This is a genomic window from Luteibacter sp. RCC_6_2 (assembly GCF_041360655.1).
Taxonomy (GTDB): domain Bacteria; phylum Pseudomonadota; class Gammaproteobacteria; order Xanthomonadales; family Rhodanobacteraceae; genus Luteibacter.
Genome location: NZ_JBFUPQ010000005.1, coordinates 222,354 through 249,335, shown reverse-complemented (window position 1 = coordinate 249,335; position 26,982 = coordinate 222,354). Strand labels below are relative to the sequence as shown.

General features: G+C 67.1%; 28 protein-coding genes. 23 read left to right on the top strand and 5 right to left on the bottom strand.

Annotation, left to right across the window (positions count from 1 at the left end; genetic code table 11):
- Positions 1-10: 10 nt before the first annotated feature.
- From AB6730_RS07410 to AB6730_RS07400, 3 genes are read right to left on the bottom strand one after another with little or no spacing between them, the layout of a single operon-like run.
- Positions 11-2,005, bottom strand: a complete 1,995-nt coding sequence (locus AB6730_RS07410; protein WP_371023009.1) for a DUF3488 and DUF4129 domain-containing transglutaminase family protein — start codon at positions 2,003-2,005, stop codon at positions 11-13.
- A complete protein-coding gene (locus AB6730_RS07405; protein ID WP_371023008.1) occupies positions 2,002-2,958 on the bottom strand; it encodes a DUF58 domain-containing protein in 957 nt (318 codons plus the stop codon). Before AB6730_RS07405 ends, AB6730_RS07410 begins: the two co-directional genes overlap by 4 nt.
- Positions 2,958-3,899 (bottom strand): AAA family ATPase, encoded by a 942-nt coding sequence (locus AB6730_RS07400; protein WP_371023007.1) that lies wholly within the window; start codon positions 3,897-3,899, stop codon positions 2,958-2,960. The genes AB6730_RS07405 and AB6730_RS07400 overlap by 1 nt, the downstream gene beginning before the upstream one ends.
- 5 nt (positions 3,900-3,904) lie before the next feature.
- Between AB6730_RS07400 and AB6730_RS07395 the strand changes: the two genes are divergently transcribed.
- Entirely contained in the window at positions 3,905-5,524 is a 1,620-nt protein-coding gene (locus AB6730_RS07395; RefSeq protein WP_371023006.1) for an ArnT family glycosyltransferase, read from the top strand.
- A gap of 13 nt (positions 5,525-5,537) precedes the next feature.
- Here AB6730_RS07395 and AB6730_RS07390 read toward each other — a convergent pair whose 3' ends face one another.
- Positions 5,538-6,122: a nucleoside triphosphate pyrophosphatase gene (locus AB6730_RS07390; protein ID WP_371023005.1), complete on the bottom strand. Its 585-nt coding sequence runs from the start codon at positions 6,120-6,122 to the stop codon at positions 5,538-5,540.
- A 2-nt stretch (positions 6,123-6,124) separates the two neighbouring features.
- On the bottom strand, positions 6,125-6,571 hold the full coding sequence (locus tag AB6730_RS07385; RefSeq protein ID WP_371023004.1) for a hypothetical protein: 447 nt from the start codon (positions 6,569-6,571) through the stop codon (positions 6,125-6,127).
- Between the two features lie 235 nt (positions 6,572-6,806).
- On the opposite strand from AB6730_RS07385, the gene AB6730_RS07380 reads away from it, so the two are divergent.
- From AB6730_RS07380 to nuoH, 22 genes are all read left to right on the top strand, one after another.
- Positions 6,807-7,244 carry a YceD family protein gene (locus tag AB6730_RS07380; protein WP_371023003.1) on the top strand — a complete coding sequence of 146 codons (438 nt, stop codon included), beginning with the start codon at positions 6,807-6,809 and terminating at the stop codon, positions 7,242-7,244.
- Between the two features lie 18 nt (positions 7,245-7,262).
- Complete coding sequence (rpmF, locus tag AB6730_RS07375; RefSeq protein WP_072321355.1) at positions 7,263-7,457, top strand: 50S ribosomal protein L32; 195 nt, start codon at positions 7,263-7,265, stop codon at positions 7,455-7,457.
- A 133-nt stretch (positions 7,458-7,590) separates the two neighbouring features.
- Entirely contained in the window at positions 7,591-8,559 is a 969-nt protein-coding gene (locus tag AB6730_RS07370) for a beta-ketoacyl-ACP synthase III (protein WP_371023073.1), read from the top strand.
- A gap of 259 nt (positions 8,560-8,818) precedes the next feature.
- A complete protein-coding gene (gene fabD, locus AB6730_RS07365; RefSeq protein ID WP_371023002.1) occupies positions 8,819-9,769 on the top strand; it encodes an ACP S-malonyltransferase in 951 nt (316 codons plus the stop codon).
- Positions 9,770-9,795: 26 nt separating this feature from the next.
- Positions 9,796-10,539: a 3-oxoacyl-ACP reductase FabG gene (gene fabG, locus AB6730_RS07360; protein ID WP_371023001.1), complete on the top strand. Its 744-nt coding sequence runs from the start codon at positions 9,796-9,798 to the stop codon at positions 10,537-10,539.
- 170 nt (positions 10,540-10,709) lie between these two features.
- Positions 10,710-10,949, top strand: coding sequence for an acyl carrier protein (gene acpP, locus AB6730_RS07355; protein WP_371023000.1), 240 nt, complete (start codon positions 10,710-10,712; stop codon positions 10,947-10,949).
- A 150-nt stretch (positions 10,950-11,099) separates the two neighbouring features.
- The gene (gene fabF, locus AB6730_RS07350; protein WP_371022999.1) at positions 11,100-12,389 is read left to right on the top strand and encodes a beta-ketoacyl-ACP synthase II; all 1,290 of its coding nucleotides are present in this window, start codon (positions 11,100-11,102) and stop codon (positions 12,387-12,389) included.
- Positions 12,390-12,393: 4 nt separating this feature from the next.
- Positions 12,394-13,740 carry an aminodeoxychorismate synthase component I gene (locus AB6730_RS07345; protein ID WP_371022998.1) on the top strand — a complete coding sequence of 449 codons (1,347 nt, stop codon included), beginning with the start codon at positions 12,394-12,396 and terminating at the stop codon, positions 13,738-13,740.
- Positions 13,737-14,573: an aminodeoxychorismate lyase gene (gene pabC / locus AB6730_RS07340; RefSeq protein ID WP_371022997.1), complete on the top strand. Its 837-nt coding sequence runs from the start codon at positions 13,737-13,739 to the stop codon at positions 14,571-14,573. Before AB6730_RS07345 ends, pabC begins: the two co-directional genes overlap by 4 nt.
- Positions 14,561-15,598, top strand: coding sequence for an endolytic transglycosylase MltG (gene mltG, locus AB6730_RS07335; protein WP_371023072.1), 1,038 nt, complete (start codon positions 14,561-14,563; stop codon positions 15,596-15,598). The genes pabC and mltG overlap by 13 nt, the downstream gene beginning before the upstream one ends.
- Before the next feature lie 8 nt (positions 15,599-15,606).
- On the top strand, positions 15,607-16,239 hold the full coding sequence (tmk, locus tag AB6730_RS07330; protein WP_371022996.1) for a dTMP kinase: 633 nt from the start codon (positions 15,607-15,609) through the stop codon (positions 16,237-16,239).
- Positions 16,236-17,171 carry a DNA polymerase III subunit delta' gene (gene holB / locus AB6730_RS07325; protein ID WP_371022995.1) on the top strand — a complete coding sequence of 312 codons (936 nt, stop codon included), beginning with the start codon at positions 16,236-16,238 and terminating at the stop codon, positions 17,169-17,171. Before tmk ends, holB begins: the two co-directional genes overlap by 4 nt.
- 63 nt (positions 17,172-17,234) lie before the next feature.
- Positions 17,235-18,197 (top strand): PIG-L deacetylase family protein, encoded by a 963-nt coding sequence (locus AB6730_RS07320; RefSeq protein ID WP_371022994.1) that lies wholly within the window; start codon positions 17,235-17,237, stop codon positions 18,195-18,197.
- 34 nt (positions 18,198-18,231) lie between these two features.
- Positions 18,232-18,591, top strand: coding sequence for a PilZ domain-containing protein (locus tag AB6730_RS07315; RefSeq protein ID WP_306847397.1), 360 nt, complete (start codon positions 18,232-18,234; stop codon positions 18,589-18,591).
- A 252-nt stretch (positions 18,592-18,843) separates the two neighbouring features.
- Positions 18,844-19,200 (top strand): NADH-quinone oxidoreductase subunit A, encoded by a 357-nt coding sequence (locus AB6730_RS07310; protein WP_371022993.1) that lies wholly within the window; start codon positions 18,844-18,846, stop codon positions 19,198-19,200.
- The gene (locus AB6730_RS07305) at positions 19,191-19,745 is read left to right on the top strand and encodes an NADH-quinone oxidoreductase subunit B family protein (protein WP_072321341.1); all 555 of its coding nucleotides are present in this window, start codon (positions 19,191-19,193) and stop codon (positions 19,743-19,745) included. Before AB6730_RS07310 ends, AB6730_RS07305 begins: the two co-directional genes overlap by 10 nt.
- A gap of 13 nt (positions 19,746-19,758) precedes the next feature.
- Positions 19,759-20,487 (top strand): NADH-quinone oxidoreductase subunit C, encoded by a 729-nt coding sequence (locus tag AB6730_RS07300; RefSeq protein ID WP_371022992.1) that lies wholly within the window; start codon positions 19,759-19,761, stop codon positions 20,485-20,487.
- Between the two features lie 27 nt (positions 20,488-20,514).
- Positions 20,515-21,744: an NADH-quinone oxidoreductase subunit D gene (locus tag AB6730_RS07295; protein ID WP_371023071.1), complete on the top strand. Its 1,230-nt coding sequence runs from the start codon at positions 20,515-20,517 to the stop codon at positions 21,742-21,744.
- 21 nt (positions 21,745-21,765) lie between these two features.
- Positions 21,766-22,293: an NADH-quinone oxidoreductase subunit NuoE gene (gene nuoE / locus AB6730_RS07290; protein WP_371022991.1), complete on the top strand. Its 528-nt coding sequence runs from the start codon at positions 21,766-21,768 to the stop codon at positions 22,291-22,293.
- Positions 22,294-22,303: 10 nt separating this feature from the next.
- On the top strand, positions 22,304-23,647 hold the full coding sequence (nuoF, locus tag AB6730_RS07285; protein WP_371022990.1) for an NADH-quinone oxidoreductase subunit NuoF: 1,344 nt from the start codon (positions 22,304-22,306) through the stop codon (positions 23,645-23,647).
- Positions 23,644-25,956 carry an NADH-quinone oxidoreductase subunit NuoG gene (gene nuoG, locus AB6730_RS07280; protein ID WP_371022989.1) on the top strand — a complete coding sequence of 771 codons (2,313 nt, stop codon included), beginning with the start codon at positions 23,644-23,646 and terminating at the stop codon, positions 25,954-25,956. Before nuoF ends, nuoG begins: the two co-directional genes overlap by 4 nt.
- Before the next feature lie 3 nt (positions 25,957-25,959).
- On the top strand, positions 25,960-26,982 hold the full coding sequence (gene nuoH / locus AB6730_RS07275) for an NADH-quinone oxidoreductase subunit NuoH (RefSeq protein ID WP_371022988.1): 1,023 nt from the start codon (positions 25,960-25,962) through the stop codon (positions 26,980-26,982).

Here is a 26,982-nt window from a genome sequence, read left to right as displayed (position 1 = left end):
ACCATGCCTGTTATTTGACCACGCGGCGCGCCTTTAATTCCTTCACCGCACGACCGAATTCGCTCACCGATTCAGGCGGCGGTTCGTCATACCCGTAGCGCAACCGCAAGTAAAGCTCGCTCAACCTTTCCAATGCATTTCTTTGCGCGGGCAGCGCGCGTGCGGCGCGCGCGAGGAAATGCTTGGGTCCTTCGCCGGCCCGTCGCGAAACACCTGCCTTCGCAAGCTTTCGCTGTAGCCGTCGCATGCACGCATCCAGTGCATCGCCTTCACGACGCTGGAACAACGCCCAGCCCAGCGCGGCCGCCACCAGCAAGGCACAGCCGACCGCAAAGACCAGCGCAAGATCGGTGACCTCGGCATGGGCGATGCCGAACGGCTGCAGCAGTCCCTGCTGGCGCAACGCGTCGAAACCGATAACGCCGCGGTTCCACCATTGGTTGACGACATCCCAGCGGTCGCGCAGGTTGCGCAACCAGGGCATGTCGAACAGTCCTTCCTCGCCGCCATGTCCCGCCGCGGCCGCGGCAGCACCCAACTGCACGCGCTCGGGCCTGACCGACGCGGTGGGGTCGAAACGCACCCATCCGCGGCCTTCCAGCCAGAGCTCCGACCATGCGTGCGCATCCGACCGGCGTACCAGCAGGTAGCTGCCCGTGGTGTTCCAGTAGCCACCCTGGTAACCCGTGACCACGCGGGCGGGAATGCCCGCCGCACGCATGAGGAAGGTGAAGGTCGAGGCGAAGTGTTCGCAGTAGCCTTCGCGCGTCTGGAACAGGAAGTCGTCGATCCGGTCCCTGCCCAGCGGGGCGGGGGCGAGCGTGTACGAGAAGTCGGCATGGAACATCGCCAGGGCGGCGCGCGCGATGGCCGCGTGGTCGGCGCCATAACGTTGCGCCCAGGATGCGGCCAGCTCGCGTGCCTTCGGCCCGGCACCCATCGGCAGTTGCAGGTTGTCGCGGCGCACACCCTCGTCCAGGACCGGTTCGAACCGGTAGCTGGTGGCGGCGAGCGCGGAGAAGGTCAGCACCTCGTCGATGCGCCGGTTGGCCAGCACCGTATGGTCCGGCCGCAGGACGGTGTCGGGCGGTGCCATCGTCGCCAGGTCGAGCATCGGCACGACGCGGTCATGGGTCGGTTCGAGCGACGCCTGGTACGCGATACGCTTGCCGTATTCGGCGTCCGACGGTGGGCGCCGCGTGCTGCGCGAGCCCGGACTCCATCCCTGGCCGTCGAACTGTTGCATCGTGTATGCGCGGAAATAACGGGCGGTATTCGGTGGCGGCGGGCCGTCGAAGCTGACGCGCAGGGCCGGCGTGTCGTCCGTCATCAGGTCGAGCATGTCGCCGGGCGACAGGCGGTTCGACAAGCCCGTGACCGCCTGGCTGTTCTGCGGCGTGCCCCACAGCGGCGTGCTGAGCCGGGGTACGAACAGGAACGCGAAGAGCGACAACGGTACGGCCGCGAGCAACACCAGCAGTACCGGCGTGAACTCGCGTGACCATGGCGTCGCTTGCGGTTCCACTTCCTCCAGCGAGCGCAACGTGGCCAGTGCCGGTACCAGTCCCAGGCTCACGAAGAGGCTGGCGACCAGGCCCTGGTCGAAGAGCAGGGCGCTCATCAAGGCGAAGCAGGCGAACGCGATGCCGACGCGTGCATCGCGCCGGTGCTCGCTCTCCAGCAGCTTGAGCACGAGCAGGCCGACGGCGAAGGCACTGCCGGGTTCGCGTCCGAACAAGGTGCCGTTCTGCAGGATGACGGCGGCCAGCAGCAGCCCGATCAAGGGCAGCTTGATCCAGAAGGGCGCGTTCCGGCCACCGCGGCGGCGCTGCTGCCAACGGGCGACGAGCACGATACCCAGGGCGGTGGTCAACCACCATGGCAGGTGCGCCGCGTGGACCAGCAGCACGAAGCCCATGGTGAGGCAGAGCAGGTCGAACGATCGTGCGTGGAGCACGGGCTCGCTGGTCGGCCGGCGGCGCAGTGACGGACGGACGCCGGTCATGGCCGCAGCGCCAGGGCGGTCATGCAACGGTGGTAGTGCTCGTCGCCCTGGGCTACGTCGAAATACCCGTCCGGCAGTTTCAGGCTCCAGCGCCTGCCGGTTTCCCTCGCCTCGTCGATCCAGCGGGCGAGGCGCGCGATGCGCGATTCGTCGTCGAGGCCATGCATGCCGTCCCAATCCAGCCGCCAGTCTTCCTGCGGGGCGGGTTGCTCGAGATCCTTCACCAACAGGCCGTGATGACGCGCGCTCAATTTCCAGGCGATCTGCCGGCGCGGATCGCCCGGCCGGTATTCGCGCAGCGAGGCCAGTTCGTCGCCGGGGCGTGGCCGTCCGCGGTCGGCGTCGCCACGTGGTTCGAAGGGTTTGGGGCCGAGCGCCTCCGGGCGTGGATAGACGAGCACGGCGCGATCGGGATTGAGCCAACTCCATACGCGGAACATGCCCAGGGGCCAGCGGCTGTGCAGACGCATGCGGGGCAGGGCCAGCCAACCGCGAAATTCCGTGGGAAGGTCGAATTCCGCGGTCGTGGCGCCGCCGGCGGGTACGACGAAAACGTGCTCCCGCCCCTGGATATCCAGACGCACGGCCATGCGTTCGCGCTGGCTTGCGCCGATGTCGAGCGATACCCGGATGGATTCGCCGGCCCGCGCGGTTCCGGCGCGAAGGCCGCCGATGGTCAGGCCGTTGAGTACACGAAAGGCCACGAGCATGCTGCCGGCGGTAGCGGCGCCAAGCAGGCAGGTGAGCATCAACGCCGCGTTGTTGGCGTAGTTGAGCGAACCCACCAGCATCACGCCGAGCAGCACCGAGAAGCCCACGCCGAAACCGGTCGGCACGATGTAGATGCGCCGGCGGTGCAGCTGGATGGGCAGGGATTCGCGTTGGCGCAACCGGGTCAGCGAAGGCAGGCGGCGTTCCGCCCAGGCGACCAGCCGCTGGGCGCGTGAGGGCATCAGGGCACCGCGGTCTCGGCCAGGATCGATCGCGCGATGGCTTCACGGTGGCTGCCACGGCCGGGGACGAGCCGATGCGCGGCCGCCGGCACGAAGACCGTTTGCAGGTCTTCCGGGATCACGTAGTCGCGACCGCTCAACAAGGCCCACGAACGCGACGCGGCGAGCAAGGCCAGGCCGGCGCGGGGCGAAAGACCGACGCGCACCTCGTTGTGTTTCCGGCTGGCGGCAAGCAGGGCCTGCAGGTAGTCGAGCAGCGCGGGGCTGACTTTCACCGACTGCGCCGCGGCATGCAGCTGTCCGATCGCCGTGACGTCGAGGCGTGGCGTGAGGGACGCCATCATGTCGCGGCGATCCTCGCCGGTGAGCAGGGCGCGTTCCGCCGCGGGGTCGGGATAATCGAGGCTGAGCCGCAGCATGAAGCGATCCAGCTGCGAATCGGGCAGGGGAAAGGTGCCAGCCAGGTCGAGCGGATTCTGCGTGGCCACGACGAAGAAGGGGCGCGGCAGTTCGCGGGTGACGCCGTCGACGGTGACCTGGCCTTCGGCCATCGCTTCCAGCAGGGCGCTCTGCGATTTCGGCGTCGCGCGGTTGATCTCGTCCGCCAGCAACAGGCTGGTGAAGATGGAGCCCGGATGAAAACGGAATTCGCCGGTCTCGCGCTCGTACACGCTGACCCCGATAATGTCCGACGGCAGGAGGTCACTGGTGAACTGGATGCGCTGGAAGTCGAGATCGAACGTAGCGGCCAACGCATGCGCGAGCGTGGTCTTGCCGACCCCGGGCACGTCTTCCAGCAGCAGGTGCCCGCCTGCGATGAGGCAGGTGAAGGCCAGCTTCACTTGGCGAGGCTTGCCCAGCAGCACCCCGTTGACCTGGGCCAGGGCGGCATCCAGGCGATGCCGGAGCATTTCATCGTGGAGTGGATTCGTCGCGGACATGATCGATGCGTCTGCCCCCCGTCCTGGCCATGTCGATGAGTGAGCGTTCGAGTGTAGCGGTGCAGGCGCGATCCTGGCGAGGAATGTTCCTCGTCCTGCTGACCGTGTCCTTCATCGCCAAGCTGGTCATAGCGTGCACGTTGTCGCCCTTCGGTGACGAAGCGTTCTATTGGCAGGAGAGCCTCGCGCCAGCGTGGGGCTATAGCGATCTTCCGCCGCTTACCGCATGGTTGATCGCCCTTTCCGAGGGCGTGCTCGGCCATGGCCTTTTCGCCATGCGCCTGCCGTTCCTGCTTATCGGTGCCTGCGTGCCGTGGCAGGTTGCCGCCATCGCAAGACGCTACGGTGGTGAGGTGGAGCGCTGGCAGGCGGGCACGTTCGCCCTGGTGTTGCCGCTGGTGGGAAGCCTTGGCGTGTTGGCGCTGCCGGACGTGCCGCTCACCTTCGCCATCGTGCTGGCGACACGGGGCCTGCTCGCGGCGTTGGAAACCGACAGGCTCCGCGACTGGGCATGGCTCGGCCTGGGGCTCGCCATCGCATGGGCGACGCATTACCGGGCCGCGATGGCGATGCTTGCCGGGGTGATCTTCCTGCTGGCGATGCCGCGTGGCCGTGCGCAGTGGTCGCGGCCCGGCCTGTGGCTGGCATCGGCGATCGGCTCCATCGGCCTGCTGCCGATCGTCTTCTACAATCTGCGGTCGCAAGGCGCGGGGATCGCGTTCCAGGTCGTCGAAAGGAACCCGTGGCGCTTCCACGCCGATGCGCTGGTGCAGCCGCTCGAGCAGGCGGTCACCTGCACGCCCGTGGCATGGGTGGTGATGTTGTGGGCGTTGTGGCGATCGTGGCGGCGGCGCGACGAGGCACCTTTCGACGCCGTGGCGATCATCGCCGGCACCTTCGTCGTGGCGTACTTCGTGCTCGGCCTCTTCGCGGACGACCTGCGCTTCCGCGTGCACTGGCCCCTGCCGGGATACGTGCTGATCTGCGCCATCCTGCCAGCGCTGCTTCGCGATGCCTCCGCGGCCTGGCGGCGGACGGCGTTCGCGGGATTCGTGCTCGCCGGTCTCGGGCTCGCGGCGGGCCTGGGTTATCTCGGGCTGGCCGCTTCGAACGACGGCGCGGTGCGCCTCGCCGGCGTCAAGGCGTTCCCCTCGAACTTCACCGGCTGGAGCGAAAGCGCGCAGACGGTCCGCAAGCAACTCGCCCTTCGGCCGGGCGCGATCGTCGTGGCCGACAACTTCATGCTCGCGGCGGAACTACGCTTCGCGCTGGGTGGTGCGCGCGAGGTGTACTCGCTGGACAGTCCCTTGAACACCAAGCATGGGCGCGCGCCGCAACTCGCGGCGTGGCGGCTGGACGAGTCGGCGCTCGCGGCGCATGCGGGGCAGCCTCTGCTGCTCGTGGTCGACGAGACGGCGCTGCGGGAACGCGAGAAAAGGGACTGGCTGGGCTCGGTCTGTTCGCGCGTGGAAGTCGCGGCGCCGTTGGAACGGGTGGATCGCTTCGATGGGCGCCGGCGTTTCGCCTTGTACGCGGCCACCGCGCGTGCGATGCGCGGTTCGTCGACCGATCCCGACGCTTGCCTGGTGTGGACTTCGGCCTATCGGGCGTCGCTGGTTCCGTAGCCTTCGCGAAAAGCTACGGAAGCACGACCCCGGCGGCGCGCAGCAATCGTGAGGTGGCGATCAAGGGCAGGCCGATCAGCGCCGTCGGGTCTTCATTGTCGATGCGTTCGAACAAGGCGATGCCCAGGCCCTCGCACTTGAAGCTTCCCGCGCAATCGAGGGGCCGTTCGCGTTCGACATAACGGACGATGTCTTCCGTGCTCAGTTCGCGGAAGCGCACCCGCGTCTCGTCGACATGCGTCGTCGCGTCCCCCCGCGGATCGATCACGCAGACCGCCGTGTGGAAGATCACCTCATGCCCCGAACTGGCCGCCAGTTGCTTGTGTGCCGCGTGCACCGTGACCGGCTTGTCCAGCACGGTGCCATCGAGGTCGGCGACCTGGTCCGAGCCGATCACGACCGCGCCCGGACGTGTCTCCGCCACGGCGCGCGCCTTGGCTTCCGCCAGGCGGGCCGCCCGGGCCCCGGGACGTTCACCGGGCAGGGCGGCTTCATCGGTGCCCGGCGAGGCTTGCTCGAAGTGGTCGAGCAGCCGCCGCAAGAGGCTGGCGCGATAGGGCGAGGTGGAGGCGAGGACGACGGTGGCTTGCGGCGACACGATCAGAACTCCTTGTGGATATGTTCGCGCACGGCGGTATCGAGCGCCGTCTGCGCATCGTCGAGGGCACGCAACCGCGGTTCCAGTTGATGCCGGGCCCGGACCAGGGCATCCACCGCCTCGTCCAGTTCACGTTGGCTGGCATCCGGAGCCCGGTCACGGATCCACAGGCGTTGCTGGAGCAGGGCGCGCAGCCCCGAGTCGACGGCTTGCTGGGCTTCGACCTCGCCCGTGGCGGGCAGGTCGGGGCTGACCGACATGACGGCGTGGGCCCGCTGCAGGCGGTCGCGACAGTCCTTGAGATCGGACTCCAGGCGGTCGGCATTGTCCATGAGATCTTGCAGGGCGCCATGCCGGCGTCGCGAACGCTGGTGCCGTACCGTCCACGCGCACAAGCCCACGGCGACGACGATCACCCCGGCAAGTGCATAATAGGCAAAGGAAAACACGCGACCTCTTCCCCCTGGTGGGCGTGCTGCGGCAAACTGGCCGGAAGGAAGCGAGTCTGCCCGAAAGTCCCGACACTGCGCAAAAGCGTGCCGTTCCTGGATGCCGGAGGCCTAACCGGTTGACTTCAAGGGTGTTGATGCCTACCATTTCACGATTATGTCCGTGACTTTGCCATCGTCCGTGGACGCTTGGCGCGAGGTTCGTGCGCGGCGTTCGTTCCAGGGTCAGCTCCCCGTGTCCGCATTCAAGCGTCTCGGAGAGGTGGTCGCGTCTCCCGACGGGGACGTGACCTACACGCTGGATTTCGGTCGCGACGAATTCGGTACCGCCTATGTGGCCGTGCTTGCGAAAGCCCAACTGACGCTGATCTGCCAGCGTTCCCTGGAGCCTTTCCAACTGCCGGTCGAGGTCGATACCCGTCTCGGACTGATCGTCGAGGAAAGTGAAGAGGCTTCGTTGCCCCCGGGCTACGAGGCGCTGCTGGTCGAACAGGACGGCAAGCTCGACCTGGTCGCGACGATCGAAGATGAACTGCTGTTGGCGCTGCCCCTGGTTCCGGTCAATCCGGACCATGAGTTGCCCGACGATGTAACCGGACCCGGCGAGGACGAAACACCCTCGCAGGAAACATCTGAAAACCCGTTCGCGGCACTCCGCGGACTCATAAAGTAATTTCGCTGGAGATTTGTCATGGCCGTTGCCAAAAGCCGCAAGACCCCGTCCACCCGCGGCATGCGTCGTTCGCACGATGCGCTGAAGACCGTGCAGCTGTCGACCGATCCGACGAGCGGCGAAGTCCACCTGCGTCACCACGTGACCAAGGATGGCTTCTACCGTGGCAAGAAGGTCATCGACACCCGCGGCGCGGTTGAAGTCGAGGACTGATCTCCCTACCTTGGGGAAGATCACAACGCAGGCGGCGCGGTAACGCGCCGTTTTGCGTTTGTGGCATCCAGCTTTTCCGGCCCCGGGACAGACACCGCCCCGGGCGAATCCTCCCTCACATGGGGATACGGTTCTGAAATACGCCCGCATCATCGGTACCGGCAGCGCGCTTCCCGAGAAAGTGCTGACCAATGCCGACCTCGAAAAGATCGTCGACACGAGCGACGAGTGGATCCGCACGCGCACCGGTATCACCGAGCGCCACATCGCGGCGGATGGTGAAACCACCGGCGACCTCGCCTTCCTCGCCGCGCAGCGCGCGCTGGAGGCCGCCGGGGTCAAGGCGTCCGAGATCGACCTCATCGTGCTCGGCACCACCACGCCCGACATCATCTTCCCGTCCACCGCCTGCCTCGTGCAGCACCGGCTGGGCGCCAACGGTTGCGCGGCGTTCGACGTCAACGCGGCATGCTCGGGCTTCGTCTATGCGCTGGGCGTGGCCAACGCCTTCATGCGCAGTGGCCAGTCGAAGAAGGCCCTGGTGATCGGCGCCGAGACGCTCACCCGCATGGTCGACTGGACCGAGCGCGAAACCTGCGTCCTGTTCGGCGACGGTGCCGGCGCCGTGGTGCTGGAGGCCTCGGACGAGCCGGGCATCTTCACCACGCGCATGCGCGCCGATGGTGGATTCAAGCACTTGCTGTTCAATCCGGTGGGCGTGTCCGCCGGGTTCACCGACGAACCCAACCATGGCGTGCGCATCAACATGCTCGGGCGCGAGGTCTTCAAGGTCGCGGTGAAGACGCTGGATTCCCTGGTGGGCGAGACCCTCGAGGACGCCGGCATGAAGGAAGAGGAGATCGACTGGCTGATCCCGCACCAGGCGAACCTGCGCATCATCGAAGCGACGGCCAAGCGCCTGAACATGTCGATGGACCGGGTCATCGTCACGGTGGACAAGCACGCCAACACGTCCTCGGGCTCCGTACCCCTGGCGCTCGATTACGCGGTGCGCTCGGGCAAGGTCCAGCGTGGCCAGAACCTGCTGCTGGAAGCGTTCGGCGGCGGCTTCACCTGGGCTTCGGCGCTGCTGCGCTACTAGGCCATCGGCATCGCCGACAGGGTCGGCTCTCGCCAGAACTCGGCTGAAACGAGTTCTGGTGGGAGCCGCTTCAGCGGCGATCCCGCGGCAGCGGGCCAGGCCGGGCAAGCACCCATCGCCGCTGAAGCGGCTCCCACAGGGTATCCGGCCCCACATATGGGTCTTTTCATGGGTAGGACCCTCCACACGCCCGCGAATGGTGCAATCGCCCATGGGTTGCTGGCACCATGCGCGGTTTGAAGTACCGGAATCGCTTCGCATGACCTCATCCAGTGCATCGCTCGCCTTCGTTTTCCCCGGTCAGGGTTCGCAGTCCGTCGGCATGCTCGCCGACCTGGCCGCGGCGCACGGGGAAGTCCGCGCCACCTTCGAGGAAGCCTCGGTCGGTGCCGGCGTCGATCTTTGGGACATCAGCCAGAACGGCCCCGAGGACACCCTCAACAGCACGGAAAACACGCAGCCGGCCCTGCTGGCCGCCAGCGTCGCCGTCTGGCGCGTGTGGCAGAAGCTGGGCGGGCCGGTGCCGGCCTACCTTTCCGGCCACAGCCTGGGTGAGTACAGCGCCCTGGTGGCCGCTGGGGCGCTCTCGCTGAAGGATGCGGCTGGTCTGGTCGCCCGGCGCGGCCGCCTGATGCAGGCCGCGGTGCCGCCTGGCGTGGGCGCCATGGCCGCCATCCTCGGCGGCGACGACGCGCAGATCGCCCAGGTTTGCGAGGAAGTCGCCCAGGGCCAGGTCGTCGCCCCGGCCAACTACAACTCCCCCGGGCAACTGGTGATCGCCGGCCACGCCGAGGCGGTGGACCGCGCGCTCGCCCGCCTGGCCGAACTCGGCGTGAAGAAGGCGGTGAAGCTGGCCGTGTCCGTGCCCTCGCATTGCATGCTCATGCGCGATGCGGCCGACAAGCTCGGGGAAGCGATGAACGCGCTGGAGTGGCGTCTGCCCTCGATCCCGGTGGTCCAGAACGCCGATGCCCGGGTGCATGCGTCCATCGAGGACATCCGTGGCGCGCTGATGCGCCAGCTCTACCTGCCGGTGCGCTGGACCGAGTGCGTGCAGGCGCTGGCCGCCGCAGGCATCGTCCAGACGATGGAATGCGGCCCGGGTAAGGTCCTTTCCGGCCTCATCAAGCGCATCGACAAGTCGATCGATGGCAAGGCCATCGGCGCCCCGGCCGACCTCGAGGCGGCGCTGTCCCCCGCGTCCGCCTGATCCCTTCAAGTACACAGGACATTCCCATGAGCTCATCCCTGCAGGGTGAAATCGCCCTCGTCACCGGCGCCAGCCGCGGTATCGGCGCGGCGATCGCCGATCGTCTCGCCTCGCTCGGCGCCACCGTGTACGGCACCGCCACCAGCGAAGCCGGCGCCAAGGCCATCGGCGAGCGCCTCGCCGCGCACGGCGGCCATGGCCGCGTGCTCGACGTGACCGACGCCAGCGCGATCGAATCGCTCATCGACGGTATCGGCAAGGAAACCGGCGCCATCTCGATCCTCGTGAACAACGCCGGCATAACGCGCGACCAGCTCCTCATGCGCATGAAGGAAGAGGACTGGAGCGCCATCATCGAAACCAACCTCACCTCGGTGTTCCGCACGTCGAAAGCGGTGATGCGCGGGATGATGAAGGCGCGCAAGGGCCGGATCGTCAGCATCGCCTCGGTGGTCGGCGTCACCGGCAACCCGGGGCAGGCGAACTACGCGGCCGCCAAGGCCGGCATCATCGCGTTCTCGAAATCGCTGGCCCGTGAGATCGGTTCCCGCGGAATCACCGTGAACGTGGTGGCCCCGGGCTTCATCGACACCGACATGACCCGTGCCCTGCCGGAAGAGCAGCGCACCGCGCTGCTTTCGGGCATCGCCCTGGGCCACCTGGGTGAAGCCGGCGATATCGCCGAGGCGGTGGCCTTCCTGGCCTCCCCGGCGGCCAAATACATCACCGGCGAGACGTTGCACGTCAACGGCGGCATGTACATGCCCTGATGGGCCAGGGCCGGAGGCAGTCGCCACCAGCCCGTTTTTGAGAGACAATCGTTATTTCGCGCCCGGCTAAGAAAAACCGGGCGTCACCCACGTGACGGCGGTGTGTTGGCGGGTTCTGTCCTTAGCCACTACAATGCCGCCGGATTTTCCCCTCGGGAGGTAAAGGCAACATGAGCACCATCGAAGAGCGCGTCAAGAAGATCGTCGTTGAACAGCTGGGCGTAAAGGAAGAGGAAGTCACCAACAACGCTTCGTTCGTCGACGATCTGGGCGCCGATTCGCTCGACACCGTTGAGCTCGTGATGGCTCTCGAAGAAGAGTTCGAGTGCGAGATCCCGGACGAAGACGCCGAAAAGATCACGACGGTCCAGCAGGCGATCGATTACGTCAAGGCCCACGTCAAGGCCTGATCGAGCGACTGGCTGTCGATCGGAGGCGCCGCCTCCCGTCGATCTCCGAGCGACACGGAAGCTGCGCCTCATGGCGCAGTTTTCGTTTGCGTCTAACGCAACCTGCGCCCGCGTATGGTTTGCGCGGAACACAGTGAAGGATGAGAACGCATGAGTAAACGACGTGTGGTAGTGACCGGTATGGGCATCGTCTCGCCGGTCGGCAACGATGTCGCCACCGCCTGGAAGAATGTCGTCGAAGGTAACAGTGGCATCGGCCCTGTGACCGCATTCGACGCCAGCGCCTACACCACCCGCATCGCGGGTGAGGTCGATGGTTTCGATGCCGTCGACGCGTACTTCGCCGGCACCGATACGCCGGACGACGAACGGCGCTCCATCGCGAAGGACTTCAAGCGGATGGACCCGTTCATCCACTACGGCATCGTCGCCGGTACGCATGCGTTCCGCCAGTCGGGCCTCGTCGTGACCGACGAGAACGCCGGCCGGATCGGTGTCGCCGCCGGTGCGGGCATCGGTGGCCTGCACACCATCGAGGGCACGGCCCTCGAACTGGCCGAGAAGGGCCCGCGCAAGGTCTCGCCGTTCTATGTGCCGAGTTCGATCATCAACATGGTGGCCGGCAACCTGTCGATCTACCACGGCCTGAAGGGTCCGAACATCGCGCTGGTGTCGGCCTGCACCACGGCCGCGCACAACATCGGCATGGCGATGCGCCTGATCCAGTACGGCGATGCCGATGCGATGCTCGCGGGCGGTGCGGAATTCGCGACCACGCCGACGGCCATGGCCGGTTTCTGCTCGGCCAAGGCGATGTCCACGCGCAACGACGACCCGGCGCATGCCAGCCGTCCGTGGGACATCGGCCGTGACGGCTTCCTGCTGTCCAACGGCGCGGGCATGTTGATGCTCGAGGAATACGAGTTCGCCAAGGCGCGCGGCGCGAACATCCTCGCCGAGCTCATCGGTTTCGGCATGAGCGGCGACGCTTACCACATCACCTCGCCCAGTGGCGACGGTGCCGAACTGGCGATGCGCAACGCGCTGCACGACGCGGGCATCCAGCCGTCCGACGTGCGCTACGTCAACGCGCACGGCACGTCCACGCCCGTGGGCGACCTGGGCGAAGCCAAGGCCATCCGCAACGTGTTCGGCGAGCACGCCACGAAGAAGGGCCAGTTCGCGGTCAGCTCCACCAAGTCGGTCACCGGCCATCTGCTCGGTGCGGCGGGCGGCGTGGAAGCGATCTTCTCCATCCAGGCCCTGCGCGAGGGCATCATGCCGCCCACGATGAACCTCGTGGACGTGGACCCGGAAGTCGCGGCACTGGGCATGGACCTCGTGCCGAACAAGGCGGAGAAGGCGGACATCGAGGTGGTCATGTCGAATTCGTTCGGCTTCGGTGGCACCAACGGTACGCTCGTTTTCCGCCGCGTCTGACGCGTTGGCTTTCGTCACGCGAACCCTGGCCGGCCGGCGCGATCTGCTCGCGCCGGCCGCGTCACATCCGGAGCGCTATGTCGCGTTGCTGGCCAGTGCGGTTACCGGTACGCCGCAGTCGCGCTTCGACATCCTTTTCGCGGCGGGCGATGCGTCCCTGACGTTGTCCGTCGATGGGTTTACCCGTGACGCGCAGGGCGCCATCGTGCCCGGCGATTTCCTCGATGCACTCGACGCTGCCTGCGCCGCGCGGCGCAAGCCGCGCGTCGACGACGGGCTTCCGTTCCATGGCGGATGGGCGGTCTACCTCGGTTACGAACTGGTCGGCCAGATCGAGCCGAGCCTGCGTCTTCCATCCACGCGCGGCGCCGCTCCCGTCGCCTTCGCGCTGCGTGTTCCCGCGGCCGTCATCGTCGACCATGTGGAGCAGCGCACGATCCTGCTTGCGGAAGAAGGTGCCGAGGACTGGCTGGACGTGCTCGCCGCCGACGTGGAAGACGCGCTTTCCGACGTGCCGCTGCCGGCGCCACGGAGCGTGGAGGAAGACGAACCGTCGCGGTTCCTCGATGGCGTACATCGCGTGCACGAGCACCTGCGCGCAGGCGACGTCTTCCAGGTGAACCTGTCGCGCCGCTGGACGGCCACGTTCGCCGAACCGCCGGCGCCGGCCCATTTGATGCAGGCACTGCGGCGCGCCAATCCCGCGCCGTTCGCCGGGCTCCTGCAGCAGCCGGGATGGGCCATCGTCAGTTCCTCGCCGGAGCGCCTGGTGGAATCGCGTGACGGCATCCTGCAGACGCGTCCCATCGCCGGCACGCGTCCACGCCTGGCCGGTGACGACGACGCGGCTCGCATCCGCGAACTCACCACCCATCCGAAGGAGCGCGCCGAGCATGTGATGCTGATCGATCTCGAGCGCAACGACCTCGGACGCGTCTGCGTGCCCGGCAGCGTGAAGGTCGATGAACTCATGGTGGTGGAAAGCTACGCGCACGTGCACCACATCGTGTCGAACGTCCGTGGCCGCGCACGCGCGGGCGTGACGCCGGGGCAGGTGATCGCCGCGACCTTTCCGGGCGGCACCATCACCGGATGCCCCAAGGTGCGTTGCATGGAGATCATCGGCGCGATCGAGCAGGAACCCCGCGGTGCGTACACCGGTGCGCTCGGTTATGTCGACGACAACGGCGACATGGACCTCAACATCCTCATCCGCACGCTGGCCGTCGAGGGCGCGCAGGTGTCGCTGCGCGCCGGCGCGGGCATCGTCGTCGATTCGGTGCCCGAGAAGGAACTCGACGAGACCCGGGCCAAGGCACGCGGACTGCTGCGCGTGTTCGGCGCGGCATGAGCACGCGCACCTCCGTCGATTTCATCGACGCCGATCGTGTTTCCGTCACCGATCGTGGCTTCACTTACGGCGATGGATTGTTCGAAACGCTGCGCGTCGCGGACGGTCAGGTTCCGCTGTGGCCGCGCCACGAGGCGCGCCTTCGCCAAGGCTGCGCCCGGTTGCGCATACCCCCGCCGGACACGGATGCGATCCTTGCCGAGATAGGCCGGCTTTCCCGCGGCCTCGCCGATGGCGTCGCCCGGGTGACCCTCTCGCGCGGTGAGGGCGCGCGCGGCTACGCGCCACCCGCTACGCCTCGTCCGACCCTGGTGGTGACGGTTGCGCCGCTGGCGCTGCAAGCGCCGCCGTATGACTCCGGCATGGCCGTTCGCTTGTGCGATACGCGGCTGGCTGCCCAGCCCTTGCTCGCCGGGATGAAGCACCTCAACCGGCTCGAACAGGTCCTGGCGCGCGCGGAGTGGGACGACCCGGCGGTGGACGAGGGATTGATGCTCGACATGGAAGGCAACGTCGTTTGCGCGACGGCCGCCAACCTGTTCGCCGTCTTCGCCGGCCAGTTGGTCACGCCGCTGGTCGATGCCTGTGGCGTGGCGGGCGTGGCACGCGCGGAAATCCTGGCCGTGCGCGACGTGACTCAGGCGCGGATGAACCCCGCTCGACTCGCCGAAGCCGACGAGGTCTTCCTCACTTCCGCCGTTCGCGGCATTCTCCCGGTTCGGGTTTTCGCGACCCGTTCGTGGCAGCCCGGTCCCGTCACCCGCGCCTTGCAGGCGCATTGGCGCGACATCGGCCTGCCGTTGCCCACAGGTTCGAAGGAATCCGATCGATGAAAGTGCGCGGCATCGCCCTCTGGCGAGTCATCCTGCTGGCAGTGCTGCTCGCCCTCATCGCCACGGGTTCCTGGCTTTGGTTCGATTGGGCGCGCTTTGCCCGTACCCCGCTGGCGATTCCCACGGCCGGGCAGAGCATCGACGTGGCGCGCGGCGCGTCGTTCAAGGACATCGTGCGTGACCTGCGCAATCGCAAGGCCAGCCGGGCCTCACCGCTGTACTGGCGATTGCTCGCGATGCAGATGCATGCGTCGGGCCGCCTGCATGCGGGCGAGTACGCCTTGCGTCCCGGCATGACGCCGCGCGACCTCATCGGCGACATGGCCAGCGGCAAGGTCATGCAGCGCAACTTCACCATCGTCGACGGCTGGACCTTCGCCGACCTGCGCCGCGCGCTCGCCTCGGTGGACACGCTCACCCACGACACCGCGAGCATGGACGATGCCGGCATCATGAAGCAGCTGGGTGCCGAGGGTGACAACCCCGAAGGCCGTTTCCTTCCGGAGACCTACGCCTACGTCAAGGGCGATACCGATTCGAGCATCCTCAAGCGCGCGTACGTGGCGATGACGAAGACACTGGACGCGGCATGGCCGGGCAGGGCGCAGGGGCTGCCCCTGGCCTCGCCCTACGAGGCCCTGATCCTCGCCTCGATCGTGGAAAAGGAGACGGGCAGGGCGGACGAGCGCCCGCGCATCGCCGGCGTGTTCGTCCGCCGCCTGCAACAGCGCATCCTGCTGCAGACCGACCCGACGGTGATCTACGGGATGGGTGCCGCCTATGCGGGAAACATCCACAAGAGCGACCTCACGACCGACACCCCTTACAATACGTACATGCGGGTGGGCCTGCCGCCCACGCCGATCGCCCTGCCGGGGCGCGCGGCGATCCAGGCGGCGCTGCATCCCGCCGAGGGCAAGGAGTTGTACTTCGTCGCCCGTGGCGACGGCAGCCACGTCTTCTCGTCCACCCTCGAAGAACACAACCGGGCCGTGGCCTGTTACCAATTGAAGCGATGCCAGTGACCTCTCCCATGCGTGGCCGGTTGATTACCCTCGAAGGTGGCGAAGGCGCCGGCAAGAGCACCTTGCTGCGCGGCCTCGAAGCGCACCTTCGCGAGCGCGGCGTCGATCTCGTGGTCACCCGCGAGCCCGGCGGCACGGTCGTCGGTGAGGCGGTGCGCGGCGTGGTGCTGGATGCCGCCAACAACGAACTCTGCGCCGAGGCCGAACTGCTGCTCATGTTCGCGTCGCGTGCCCAGCTGGTGCGCCAGGTGATCGATCCGGCGCTGGCCGCGGGCCGTTGGGTGTTGTGCGATCGCTTCACGGACGCGAGCTACGCGTACCAGGGCGGTGGTCGTGGCCAGCCGGTCGAGCGCATCGCCGAACTGGAACGCTGGGCAGCGCATGGCCTCACGCCCGACGTGACCCTGTTGCTCGACCTGCCGGTGAGCACGGGCCGCGCGCGCGCCGCGGGCCGCGGCGAGGCGGACCGGATCGAGGTGGAAGGCGACGCCTTCTTCGAGCGCGTGCGCGAGGCGTATCGCGAGCGGGCGTCGGCCGATCCGGCACGCTTCCGCGTGCTGGACGCCAGCGCGGCACCCGGCGACGTGCTCGACCAGGCCATCGCCGGCGTCGCCGGGCTCTTCGCGAAGGCCACTTCATGACGGCCCGTCCCTGGCACGCCGACGCATGGGCGCGCTTGCAGGCGCGGCGCGAGCGTGACGCCCTGCCGCACGCGTTGCTGCTTGCCGGTCCGGCCGGCCTCGGCAAGCGTGATTTCCTCGCCGCCTTCGTCAACGGGCTGCTCTGCCAGCAACCCGTCGCCGGCGTGGCCTGCGGCATCTGCCGTGGTTGCCAGCTGCTCGCGGCCGGTACCCATCCCGACCTCGTCGCCCTGTCGTTCGGCCTGCGCAAGGACGGCGTCACCCGCAGCGAGATCGTGGTCGACCAGGTTCGCGACCTGTCCCAGCGCCTGTCCATGGCGAGCCAGTTCGGTGGCTGGCAGGTCGTCACCATCGATCCCGCCGACGCGATGAACGCGGCCGCGGCCAATGCGCTGCTGAAGACATTGGAAGAGCCCACGCCCTCGACCCTGCTCGTCCTCGTGGCCGACGAGCCGGCGCGCCTGCCGGCGACGATCCGCAGCCGCTGCCAGCGGATCGACTTCCTCGTTCCCTCGCGGGAAACCGCCCTCGACTGGCTGCGCGCCGAGGGCGTACAGGATGCCCCCGCCGCGCTCGAGGCGGCGGGTGGCAATCCGGGCATGGCCCGCGCCTGGGCCTCCGATGGCGCCTTGAAACAGCGCGGCGAGGTCCGACACGACCTCAAGGCGCTCGCCGCGGGGCGGGGCGACGCCATGGAGGTCGTCAAGCGCTGGCAGGCGGCCGATCCCTCGCGCTATCTCTGGTTCGCCGCCCAGGCGGCCACCGACGAACTGCGCGCACGCGCGTCCGGCAAGGCCGCGCCGCTGGACAGCCAACTCGACGACGAGGCGCTCGACGGCTGGTACGGCAAGGCCAACCGCGCGCGCGACGCCTTGCGCGGGCCGCTGCGTGTCGACCTCATCCTCATCGAATTACTCGCGGCGTGGCGTTGACGCGCTCTTATCGCGCGTTCGGTCTTAATCGATCCGACGTTTCCGAGCCGTAAGGAGAGCCACGTGTCACGCCATCCGGTCATCGACGGCAGCACCCGCCTCCTGGTGGTCGCGCCGCACCCCGACGACGAATCCCTGGCGGCCGGCATGCTGATCCAGCGGACGCTGGCCGCGGGCGGCCGTGCCGATGTCCTGCTGCTGACCGATGGCGACGACAATCCTTGGCCGCAGCGCTGGATGGAACGGCGCCTCGTCATCGACGAGGCCGGCCGCGCCCGCTGGGGCGCCCGGCGTCGCGGCGAGGTGGCCTCGGCGCTGGCCCGCCTCGGCGTCGGTCCCGATCATCTTCACGCGCTGGGCTGGCACGACATGCGGGTGACCGAGGAACTGCGGCTGCGCCACACCGCGGCGGTGGGTGCCATCCGCCGGGTGATGGAGCGGACGCGTCCCAGCCTGGTCGTCATTCCCGACCTGGGTGACACCCACCCCGATCATGGCTCGGCCCACGTGCTCGCGCGCCTGGCCCTGGCGGCGGCGGGGTCGCGGGCCGACGTGCTCACCTACATGGTGCATGGCACGGAGCGGTCCGCGCCGGAAGACCTGCTGGTGCTGGATGTGGACCCGGAGCGGCAGGCGACCAAGATCGAGGCCGTGCTGGAGCATGCCACCCAGATGGCCCTGAGCCGCAAGCGGATGCTCGCCGTGGCCGCGCGTCCCGAACGGTTCGACCGCCCGCCGCCCGCGCCCGGCAGCGGATCGCTGCGTTTGCCCTGGCGGCCGGGTCCGCTGGCCCGTACCCGCCTGCGCCTGGTGCTGGCCGACGGGCAGGGCGTGGCCATATGGCCCTGGCGCAAGGCGCCCCTGGAGCGGGCGGGCGATGGCTGGGTGCTGCCCCTGCGCGACGCTCCCGGCCCGGCCTTCGTCAAGCTGACCGCCGACCTTTCCACGCCCTGGATCTACGATCGCTACGGCTGGACAGGGCAGGACCCCGAGCCGTTCGGGCTTGTGGCCCGGCCCGTAGCCTAGCTAGGATGCCGCTCAGCCAAGGGGATTCCACGCCATGACCGCCACCAGCTCCTCGCCGCGACAGGGCATTCTTTCCCTGAAGATCAAGGACGTGAATTCCCTGTACATCTCGTACATGCCCTATCTGAAGACGGGCGGGCTGTTCGCGCCCACCGCACAGCGCTACAGCCTGGGCGACGAAGTAGCCCTGCTGGTCACCCTCATCGACGAGAACGAGCGACTGTCGGTCGCCGGCCGGGTCGTCTGGATCACGCCGGTGGGCGCGCAGGGCAATCGCACGGCCGGCGTGGGCATCCAGTTCAACGAGTCGCCCGAGAGCGAGGCCGCACGGCAACGCATCGAGGGGCTGCTGGCCGGCACCCTCGCCTCAGAGCGTCCCACCCAGACGATGTGACTCCCGATTGCACCATCGCGATGCAGTTTTTCCCGTATTAAGGCTTGTCGTAATACCTGCACGCACTGGTACAATAGATCGGTTCCCCAACGTGAGATTGTGGATATCCGGAGTCGTTGGCGCGCCCGCCGCGCCGGCACGGGTCGTTCCGTTTGGATCGATTCGAAAAAAGCTCCGGCGACACTAGCCGGACCGCTCGTCCCCGTCGACGGTCACTGATGCGCCCAGCGAGGCGCGGAGGTACGCAGCATCGTGCTTGCCCAATATTGGCCCGTCCTGTTGTTCATCGCCGTCGCCATCGGCCTTGGCAGCGTCCTTCTGGTGGTCGGCATACTCGCCGGGCCGCGGCGTCCGGAATCGGAGAAGCTGTCGCCCTACGAGTGCGGCTTCGAAGCCTTCGAGGACGCGCGCATGAAGTTCGACGTGCGCTATTACCTCATCGCCATCCTCTTCATCATCTTCGACCTCGAAATCGCCTTCCTTTTTCCGTGGGCGGTGGTGTTCGACAAGATCGGCGCCATCGCGCTGATCGAAATGGCGCTGTTCCTCGCGCTGCTCGTGGTCGGTTTCGCTTACGTCTGGAAGAAGGGAGCGCTCGAATGGGAGTGATGACCAGCATCGACCGGGTGATGCACAACCCGGAACCGCTGAACCTCGTCGACGACATCCTCCGTCCGAACGGCGACGCGCCGGTCGTGAACCGTGGTTTCGGCGTCACCAGCATCGACGCCTTGATGAACTGGGCGCGCACCGGCTCGATGTGGCCGATGACCTTCGGCCTGGCCTGCTGCGCCGTCGAGATGATGCACGCGGGTGCCGCGCGCCTCGACCTCGACCGTTACGGCGTCATCTTCCGTCCCAGCCCGCGCCAGTCCGACGTGATGATCGTCGCCGGCACGCTGGTCAACAAGATGGCCCCGGCGCTGCGCAAGGTCTACGACCAGATGCCCGATCCGAAGTGGGTCATCTCGATGGGCTCCTGCGCCAACGGCGGTGGCTATTACCACTATTCCTATTCGGTCGTGCGTGGCTGCGATCGCATCGTTCCGGTCGATATCTACGTGCCGGGTTGCCCGCCGACGGCCGAAGCGCTGATCCACGGCATCCTGCAGTTGCAGAAGAAGATCCGCCGCACCCACACGATCGCGCGTTAACAGGGCATCGCACATGAGCGTTACTAACGAGACCTCGCTGGTCGAACGGCTCGCCGCGCGCTTCGGCGACATGCTGGCGGTGAAGGTCGAGCGCAACGAGGTCACCGCCGAGGTGGCACCGCGCGACCTCATCTCCGTCGCCACGGCGCTGCGCGACGAGGCCGGCTTCCGTTTCACCACCGTCATCGACGTCTGCGGTGTGGATTACCTCAGCTACGGCCAGACCGAATGGGACACCGACACCGCGCAGGGCGAGAGCTTCTCGCGCGGCGTGGAAGGACAGTCGGCCGGCCGCTTCACCTGGGCCGAGCGTCCGCGTGCCGTCGAGCTGCCGCGCCGCTACGCCGCCGTCATCCACCTGCTGTCGATCGAACTCAACCAGCGCATCCGCCTGCGCGCGTTCTGCGAGGACGACGCGTTTCCCGTCGTGCCGTCGATCACGCCGGTGTGGCCGGGCGCGGACTGGTTCGAGCGCGAGACGTTCGACCTGTTCGGCATCATCTTCGACGGCCATCCCGATCTTCGCCGCATCCTCACCGACTACGGCTTCGTGGGCCATCCGTTCCGCAAGGATTTCCCGCTGATCGGCAATGTCGAGGTCCGCTACGACCCCGAGCAGAAGCGTGTCGTCTACGAACCGGTCTCGATCGAGCCGCGCGTGCTGGTGCCGCGCACGATCCGCAACGACGCCGACCTCGATCAGGCCAGGGCGGAATCCGCCGATCACTGGCGGGAGAATTAAGCCGTGGAAGAAATCCGCAATTACACGATGAACTTCGGCCCGCAGCATCCCGCTGCGCATGGCGTGCTGCGCCTGGTGCTGGAGATGGACGGCGAGACGATCGTCCGTGCCGACCCGCATATCGGCCTGCTGCACCGTGGCACCGAGAAGCTGGCCGAATCCAAGCCGTTCAACCAGTCGATCGGCTACATGGACCGTCTCGACTACGTGTCGATGATGTGCAACGAGCACGCCTACGTGCGCGCCATCGAAAACCTGCTCGGTATCGAGGCGCCGGTCCGCGCGCAGTACATCCGCACGATGTTCGACGAGATCACGCGCATCCTGAACCACCTGATGTGGGTCGGTTCCAACGCGCTCGATCTCGGCGCCATGGCCGTGTTCCTCTACGCGTTCCGCGAGCGTGAGGAACTGATGGACGTCTACGAGGCGGTGTCGGGCGCGCGCATGCACGCCACGTACTACCGCCCCGGCGGCGTCTACCGCGACCTGCCCGAGCAGATGTCGAAGTACCGCGAGTCGCCGTGGCACAAGGGCAGCGATCTCAAGCGCCTGAACGCCTGGCGCGAGGGCTCGATGCTGGATTACCTCACCGAGTTCACCAACGATTTCCCGGCCCGCGTCGACGAATACGAGTCGCTGCTGACCAACAACCGCATCTGGAAGCAGCGCACGGTCGGCATCGGTGTCATCCCGCCCGAGAAGGCCCAGGCCTGGGGCATGACCGGTGCGATGTTGCGTGGCTCGGGCATTGCCTGGGACCTGCGCAAGAAGCAGCCGTACGCGGCCTACGCCGACATGGATTTCGACATCCCGGTGGGCGTCAACGGCGATTGCTACGACCGCTACCTGGTTCGCGTCGAGGAAATGCGCCAGTCGAACAACATCATCAAGCAGTGCGTGGCGTGGCTGAAGGCCAACCCGGGCCCGGTTATGACGCAGAACTACAAGGTCGCGCCGCCCAGTCGTGAAGAAATGAAAAGCGACATGGAAGCGCTCATCCACCACTTCAAGCTCTTCACCGAGGGCTATGGCGTGCCGGCGGGTGAGACCTACGCCGCGGTCGAGGCACCCAAGGGTGAATTCGGCTGCTACCTCGTGTCCGACGGTGCGAACAAGCCTTTCCGCGTGCACCTGCGCGCGCCGGGCTTCGCGCACCTGTCTTCCATGGACGCGATCGTTAGGGGCCACATGCTCGCCGACGTCGTCGCGATGATCGGCACCTACGATCTCGTCTTCGGCGAAGTCGACCGCTAAGTCGACGGAGTGAACTGAATCATGAAAGCCACCGGTCATTTCGAGCAGGTGAAGGACGTCGATCCTCTCGTCGTGCTCAACGATCACACCCGTGCCCATATCGATCACTGGGTGTCGAAGTTCCCGCCGGACCGCAAGCGTTCGGCGCTGATCCAGTCGCTGATGGGCGCGCAGGAACAGAACCAGGGTTACCTCACGGACGAACTGATCACCGCGGTCGCGAAGTACCTCGACCTGCCGGCGATCTGGGCCTACGAAGTGGCGAGCTTCTACTCGATGTTCGAGACCTCGCCCGTCGGCCGCAACAACGTCGCCATCTGCACCAACATCTCCTGCTGGTTGAACGGTGCCGAAGGCCTCGTTCGTCATTGCGAGAAGAAACTCGGCATCAAGACCGGCGAGAGCACGGCCGACGGCCGTATCTATCTCAAGCAGGAAGAGGAATGCCTGGCCGCATGCGCCGGCGCCCCGATGATGGTCGTCAACGGTCACTACCACGAGAAGCTGACGGCCGAATCGGTCGACGCCATTCTCGACGGTCTGAAGTGAGGTAAGGGCAATGGCTAGCAGCACTGGTCCGGTCGGACCCGCACCGCAGGAACACCAGGTCGTCTACACGACCCTGCATTTCGAAAAGCCCTGGGCCCTCGATAGCTACGAGAAGGTCGATGGTTACAAGGCGTGGCGCAAGATCCTGGCAGAGAAGCCCGATCCGGCCGCGCTGATCGAAGAAATCAAGAAGAGCGCGCTGCGCGGTCGCGGCGGCGCCGGCTTCCCCACGGGCCTGAAGTGGTCGTTTATGCCGCGCACGGCGCCCGGCCAGAAGTACATCCTGTGCAACTCCGACGAATCCGAGCCGGGTACCTGCAAGGACCGTGACATCCTGCGCTTCAACCCGCATGCCGTCATCGAAGGCCTGGCGATCGCCTGCTACTGCACCGGTTCCACCGTCGCCTACAACTACCTGCGTGGCGAGTTCCATCACGAGCCGTTCGAACACATCGAAGAGGCGTTGAAGGAAGCCTACGCGGCGGGCCTGCTCGGCAAGGACATCGCCGGTTCGGGCATCGACGTGGATATCTATAACGCCCTCGGCGCCGGCGCCTACATCTGCGGCGAAGAGACCGCGCTGATGGAATCGCTGGAAGGCAAGAAGGGCCAGCCGCGCTTCAAGCCGCCGTTCCCGGCCGGTTTCGGCCTGTACGGCCGTCCGACCACGATCAACAACACCGAAACCTACGCCTCGGTGCCGGCGATCCTGCGCAACGGCGCGGAGTGGTTCCTCAACATCGGCAAGCCGAACAACGGTGGTCCGAAGATCTTCTCGGTGTCCGGCCACGTGGCCAATCCGGGTAACTTCGAGATCAAGCTCGGCACGCCGTTCTCCGAACTTCTGCAGATGGCCGGCGGTATCCGCGGCGGCAAGAAGCTCAAGGCATGCATTCCCGGCGGTTCCTCGATGAAGGTGCTGCCGGCCGAGAAGGTCATGGAATGCACCATGGACTACGACTCGCTGCAGAAGGCGGGGTCGGGCCTGGGTTCGGGCGCCGTGATCGTGATGGACGAGACCACCTGCATGGTCCGCGCCTGCCACCGCATCGCTCGCTTCTACAAGGCCGAGTCGTGTGGCCAGTGCACGCCGTGCCGCGAAGGCACCGGCTGGATGTACCGCGTGCTGTCGCGCATCGTCGAAGGCAAGGGCACGCAGGACGACCTGCATCGCCTGAAGGCCGTCGCCGGCCAGATCGAAGGGCACACCATCTGCGCCTTCGGCGAAGCCGCCGCGTGGCCGGTGCAGGGTTTCCTGTACCACTTCTGGCACGAATTCGAATACTACGTGGAGCATGGCCGTTCGATCGTCGACGGTCCGGCTGACACGGTCACCACTGGAGTCGCTGCATGAGTGCGCAGCCCGTAGCCAATGCCGCGCCGGACCTCGTCAACATCGAGATCGACGGCGTTCCGGTGCAGGTAGCCAAGGGGTCGATGATCATCCAGGCGGCCGATGCCGTCGGTATCCCCATCCCGCGCTTCTGCTATCACCGCAAGCTCGCGATCGCCGCCAACTGCCGCATGTGCCTGGTGGAAATCGAGAAGATGCCGAAGCCGGCGCCGGCCTGCGCCACGCCGGTGGGCGAGGGCATGAAGGTCTTCACGCGTTCGGACAAGGCGCTCAAGTCGCAGCGCAACGTGATGGAGTTCCTGCTCATCAACCATCCGCTCGACTGCCCGATCTGCGACCAGGGCGGCGAGTGCGAACTGCAGGACGTCTCCCTCGGCTACGGCCGCTCGGTGTCGCGCTTCAACGAGCGCAAGCGCACCGTGGCCGACGAGAACCTCGGCCCGCTGATCGCCACCGAGATGACCCGCTGCATCCAGTGCACGCGCTGCGTCCGCTTCACCAGCGAGATCGCCGGCACGTACGAACTCGGCGGCATGAGCCGCGGCGAGAACCTGGAGATCGGCACCTATATCGGCAAGACGATCGAGAGCGAACTGTCGGGCAACATCATCGACGTCTGCCCGGTCGGCGCGCTGACCAATAAGCCGTTCCAGTTCCAGGCGCGCGCCTGGGAACTGATCGCGCGCCCGTCCATCGGTTACCACGATGCGCTGGGCTCGAACCTGTGGATGCACACGCGCCGCGGCGAAGTGCTGCGCAACGTGCCACGCGACAACGAGACGATCAACGAGTGCTGGCTCTCCGACCGTGACCGCTACAGCCACCAGGGCCTGTACGCGGCGGATCGCGTGAAGTCGCCGATGGTCAAGCGCAACGGCCAGTGGTCGGCGACGACGTGGGACGACGCGCTGTCCGTCGCCCGCGAGTCGCTGAAGAGCGTTCCCGGTTCCGACCTCGGCGTGCTCGTGCACGGCGCCACCTCGAACGAGGAAGGCGAGTTGCTCGTCCGCCTCGCCCGCGGCCTGGGCAGCGCCCATGTCGATCACCGCCTGCGCCAGCTCGACTTCGCCGACAACGCCTTCGCCAAGCCGTTCGCCTCGTCCATCGCTTCGTTCGAGAAGGTGAAGGCCGCGCTGCTGGTCGGTTCGGACCTGCGCCACGAAGTGCCGCTGCTCAACCACCGCATCCGCCAGGCGGTGAAGAAGGGCGCCAAGGTGTACGCGGTCAATCCGGCCCACTTCAACTTCAATTACCCGCTGGCCGGCGAGTCCGTCGCCGCGCCGCACGCGCTGGTGAACGAACTGCTGGTGCTGGCCAAGGCCGCCGCCGAGGGTGGCGCCAGCGTGCCGGAGGCGATCGCGCCGGCACTGAACGGCGTGGAGACCACCGACGCGCATCGCGACGCGTTCAAGGCGCTGTCGGACGAAGCCGTGGTGATCCTCGGCCATGCCGCCGCGACGCATCCGGAAGCCTCCTGGCTGCGTGCGATCGCGCGCTTCATCGCGCAGGCCGCGGGTGCCGCGTTCAACGAGATCCCGCTCGCCGCCAACGCGATCGGCCTGTCCTCGGTGGGCGTGCTGCCGACCGCCGGTGGGCTCGATGCGCGCGCCATGCTGGCCCAGCCACGCAAGGGCTACGTGCTCTACAACGTCGAGCCGCCGCACGATTTCGCCGACGGCGCGCTCGCCTTGCAGGCGATGCATTCGGCGCAGACCGTGGTGGCCTTCGCCGCCTACGCCAGCGATGCGCTGAAGGACTCGGCGGACGTCATCCTGCCGATCGGCCTCACGCCGGAAGTCGACGCGAGCCTGGTCAACGTGGAAGGCAACACCCAGACGATGCTCGCCGGCGCCAAGGCACCGGGCGACGCCCGTCCGGGCTGGAAGGTCCTGCGTGCCCTCGGCGGCCTGCTCGGCCTGCCGGGCTTCGAGTTCGACGACCTGGCCGGACTCCGCGACGGGCTCACCGAGCGCGCGTCGGAGGTTCGCCACGCGCTTGCGCCGCGTTCGTCGGGCGTGACTTTCTCGCGCCTGGCCACCACGCCGATCTACCGCGTGGACGCCGTGCTCCGCCGCGCGGGTGCCCTTAACGCGCATCCGCTGAACCGCCCGGCCGCCATCCGCATCAACGCGGACGAGGCCGGCAAGCTGGGCCTGGCCGAGGGGGGCAACGCCCGCATCGGCGATGCCGTGCTGCCGGTGGCGATCGATGCCGCCGTGCCCGCGGGCGCCGCGTGGATCGAAGCCGCGCATTCCGAAACCGCCATGCTGCCCCCGTACGGCGCGGCCATCACTTTGAGCAAGGCATAAACCATGGGTCAGCAACTCTGGGACCACCTGTTGATGCCCGTGCTGTTCATCGTGGCGATCGTCCTGCCGCTGATTATCGCGGTGGCGATGTTCGTCTACTGGGAACGCAAGGTCATCGGTTGGATGCACGTTCGCATGGGGCCGAACAAGGTCGGCCCGCTCGGCCTGCTGCAGGCCTTCGCGGACGTGGTCAAGCTCCTGATCAAGGAAGTGATCCTTCCGACCAACGCGAACAAGTTCCTCTACTACCTGGCACCGATGCTGGCCCTGGTGCCCGCGCTGGCCGCCTGGGCGGTGGTGCCGTTCGGTCCGGAGACCGTGCTCGCCAACGTCAACGCCGGCGTGCTGTACCTGCTCGCGATGACCTCGATGGGCGTGTACGGCATCATCCTGGCCGGCTGGTCGTCGAACTCGCGCTACGCGATGCTCGGCGCCATGCGCGCTGCGGCGCAGGTCATCTCGTACGAACTGGCGATGGGCATGTCCATCGTCTGCGTGCTGGTGCTGACCGGCAGCCTCAACCTCACGGCGATCGTCAACGGGCAGTCGGGCAACTTCTTCGACTGGTACTGGCTGCCGTTGCTGCCGGTGTTCGTCATCTACTTCGTCTCGGGCGTGGCCGAAACCAACCGCGCGCCGTTCGACGTCGCGGAAGGCGAATCGGAAATCGTCGCGGGCTTCCACGTCGAATACTCCGGTTCCGCGTTCGCCATCTTCTTCCTGGCCGAATACGCCAACATGATCCTGGTGAGCTTCCTCACCTCGATCCTGTTCATGGGCGGCTGGCTGTCGCCGTTCCCCGAGTCGTGGGGCGTGGTCGGCCACGGTGGCTTCCACTGGCTGTTCATCAAGGCCTTCATCTTCGCCTTCCTGTTCCTGTGGTTCCGCGCCAGCTTCCCGCGCTACCGCTATGACCAGATCATGCGCCTCGGCTGGAAGGTCTTCATCCCCATCACCATCGTCTGGGTCCTTGTCGCCGGCTGCATGAAGTATTTCGGCTGGGTCCACATCGGCACGGGAGCCTGA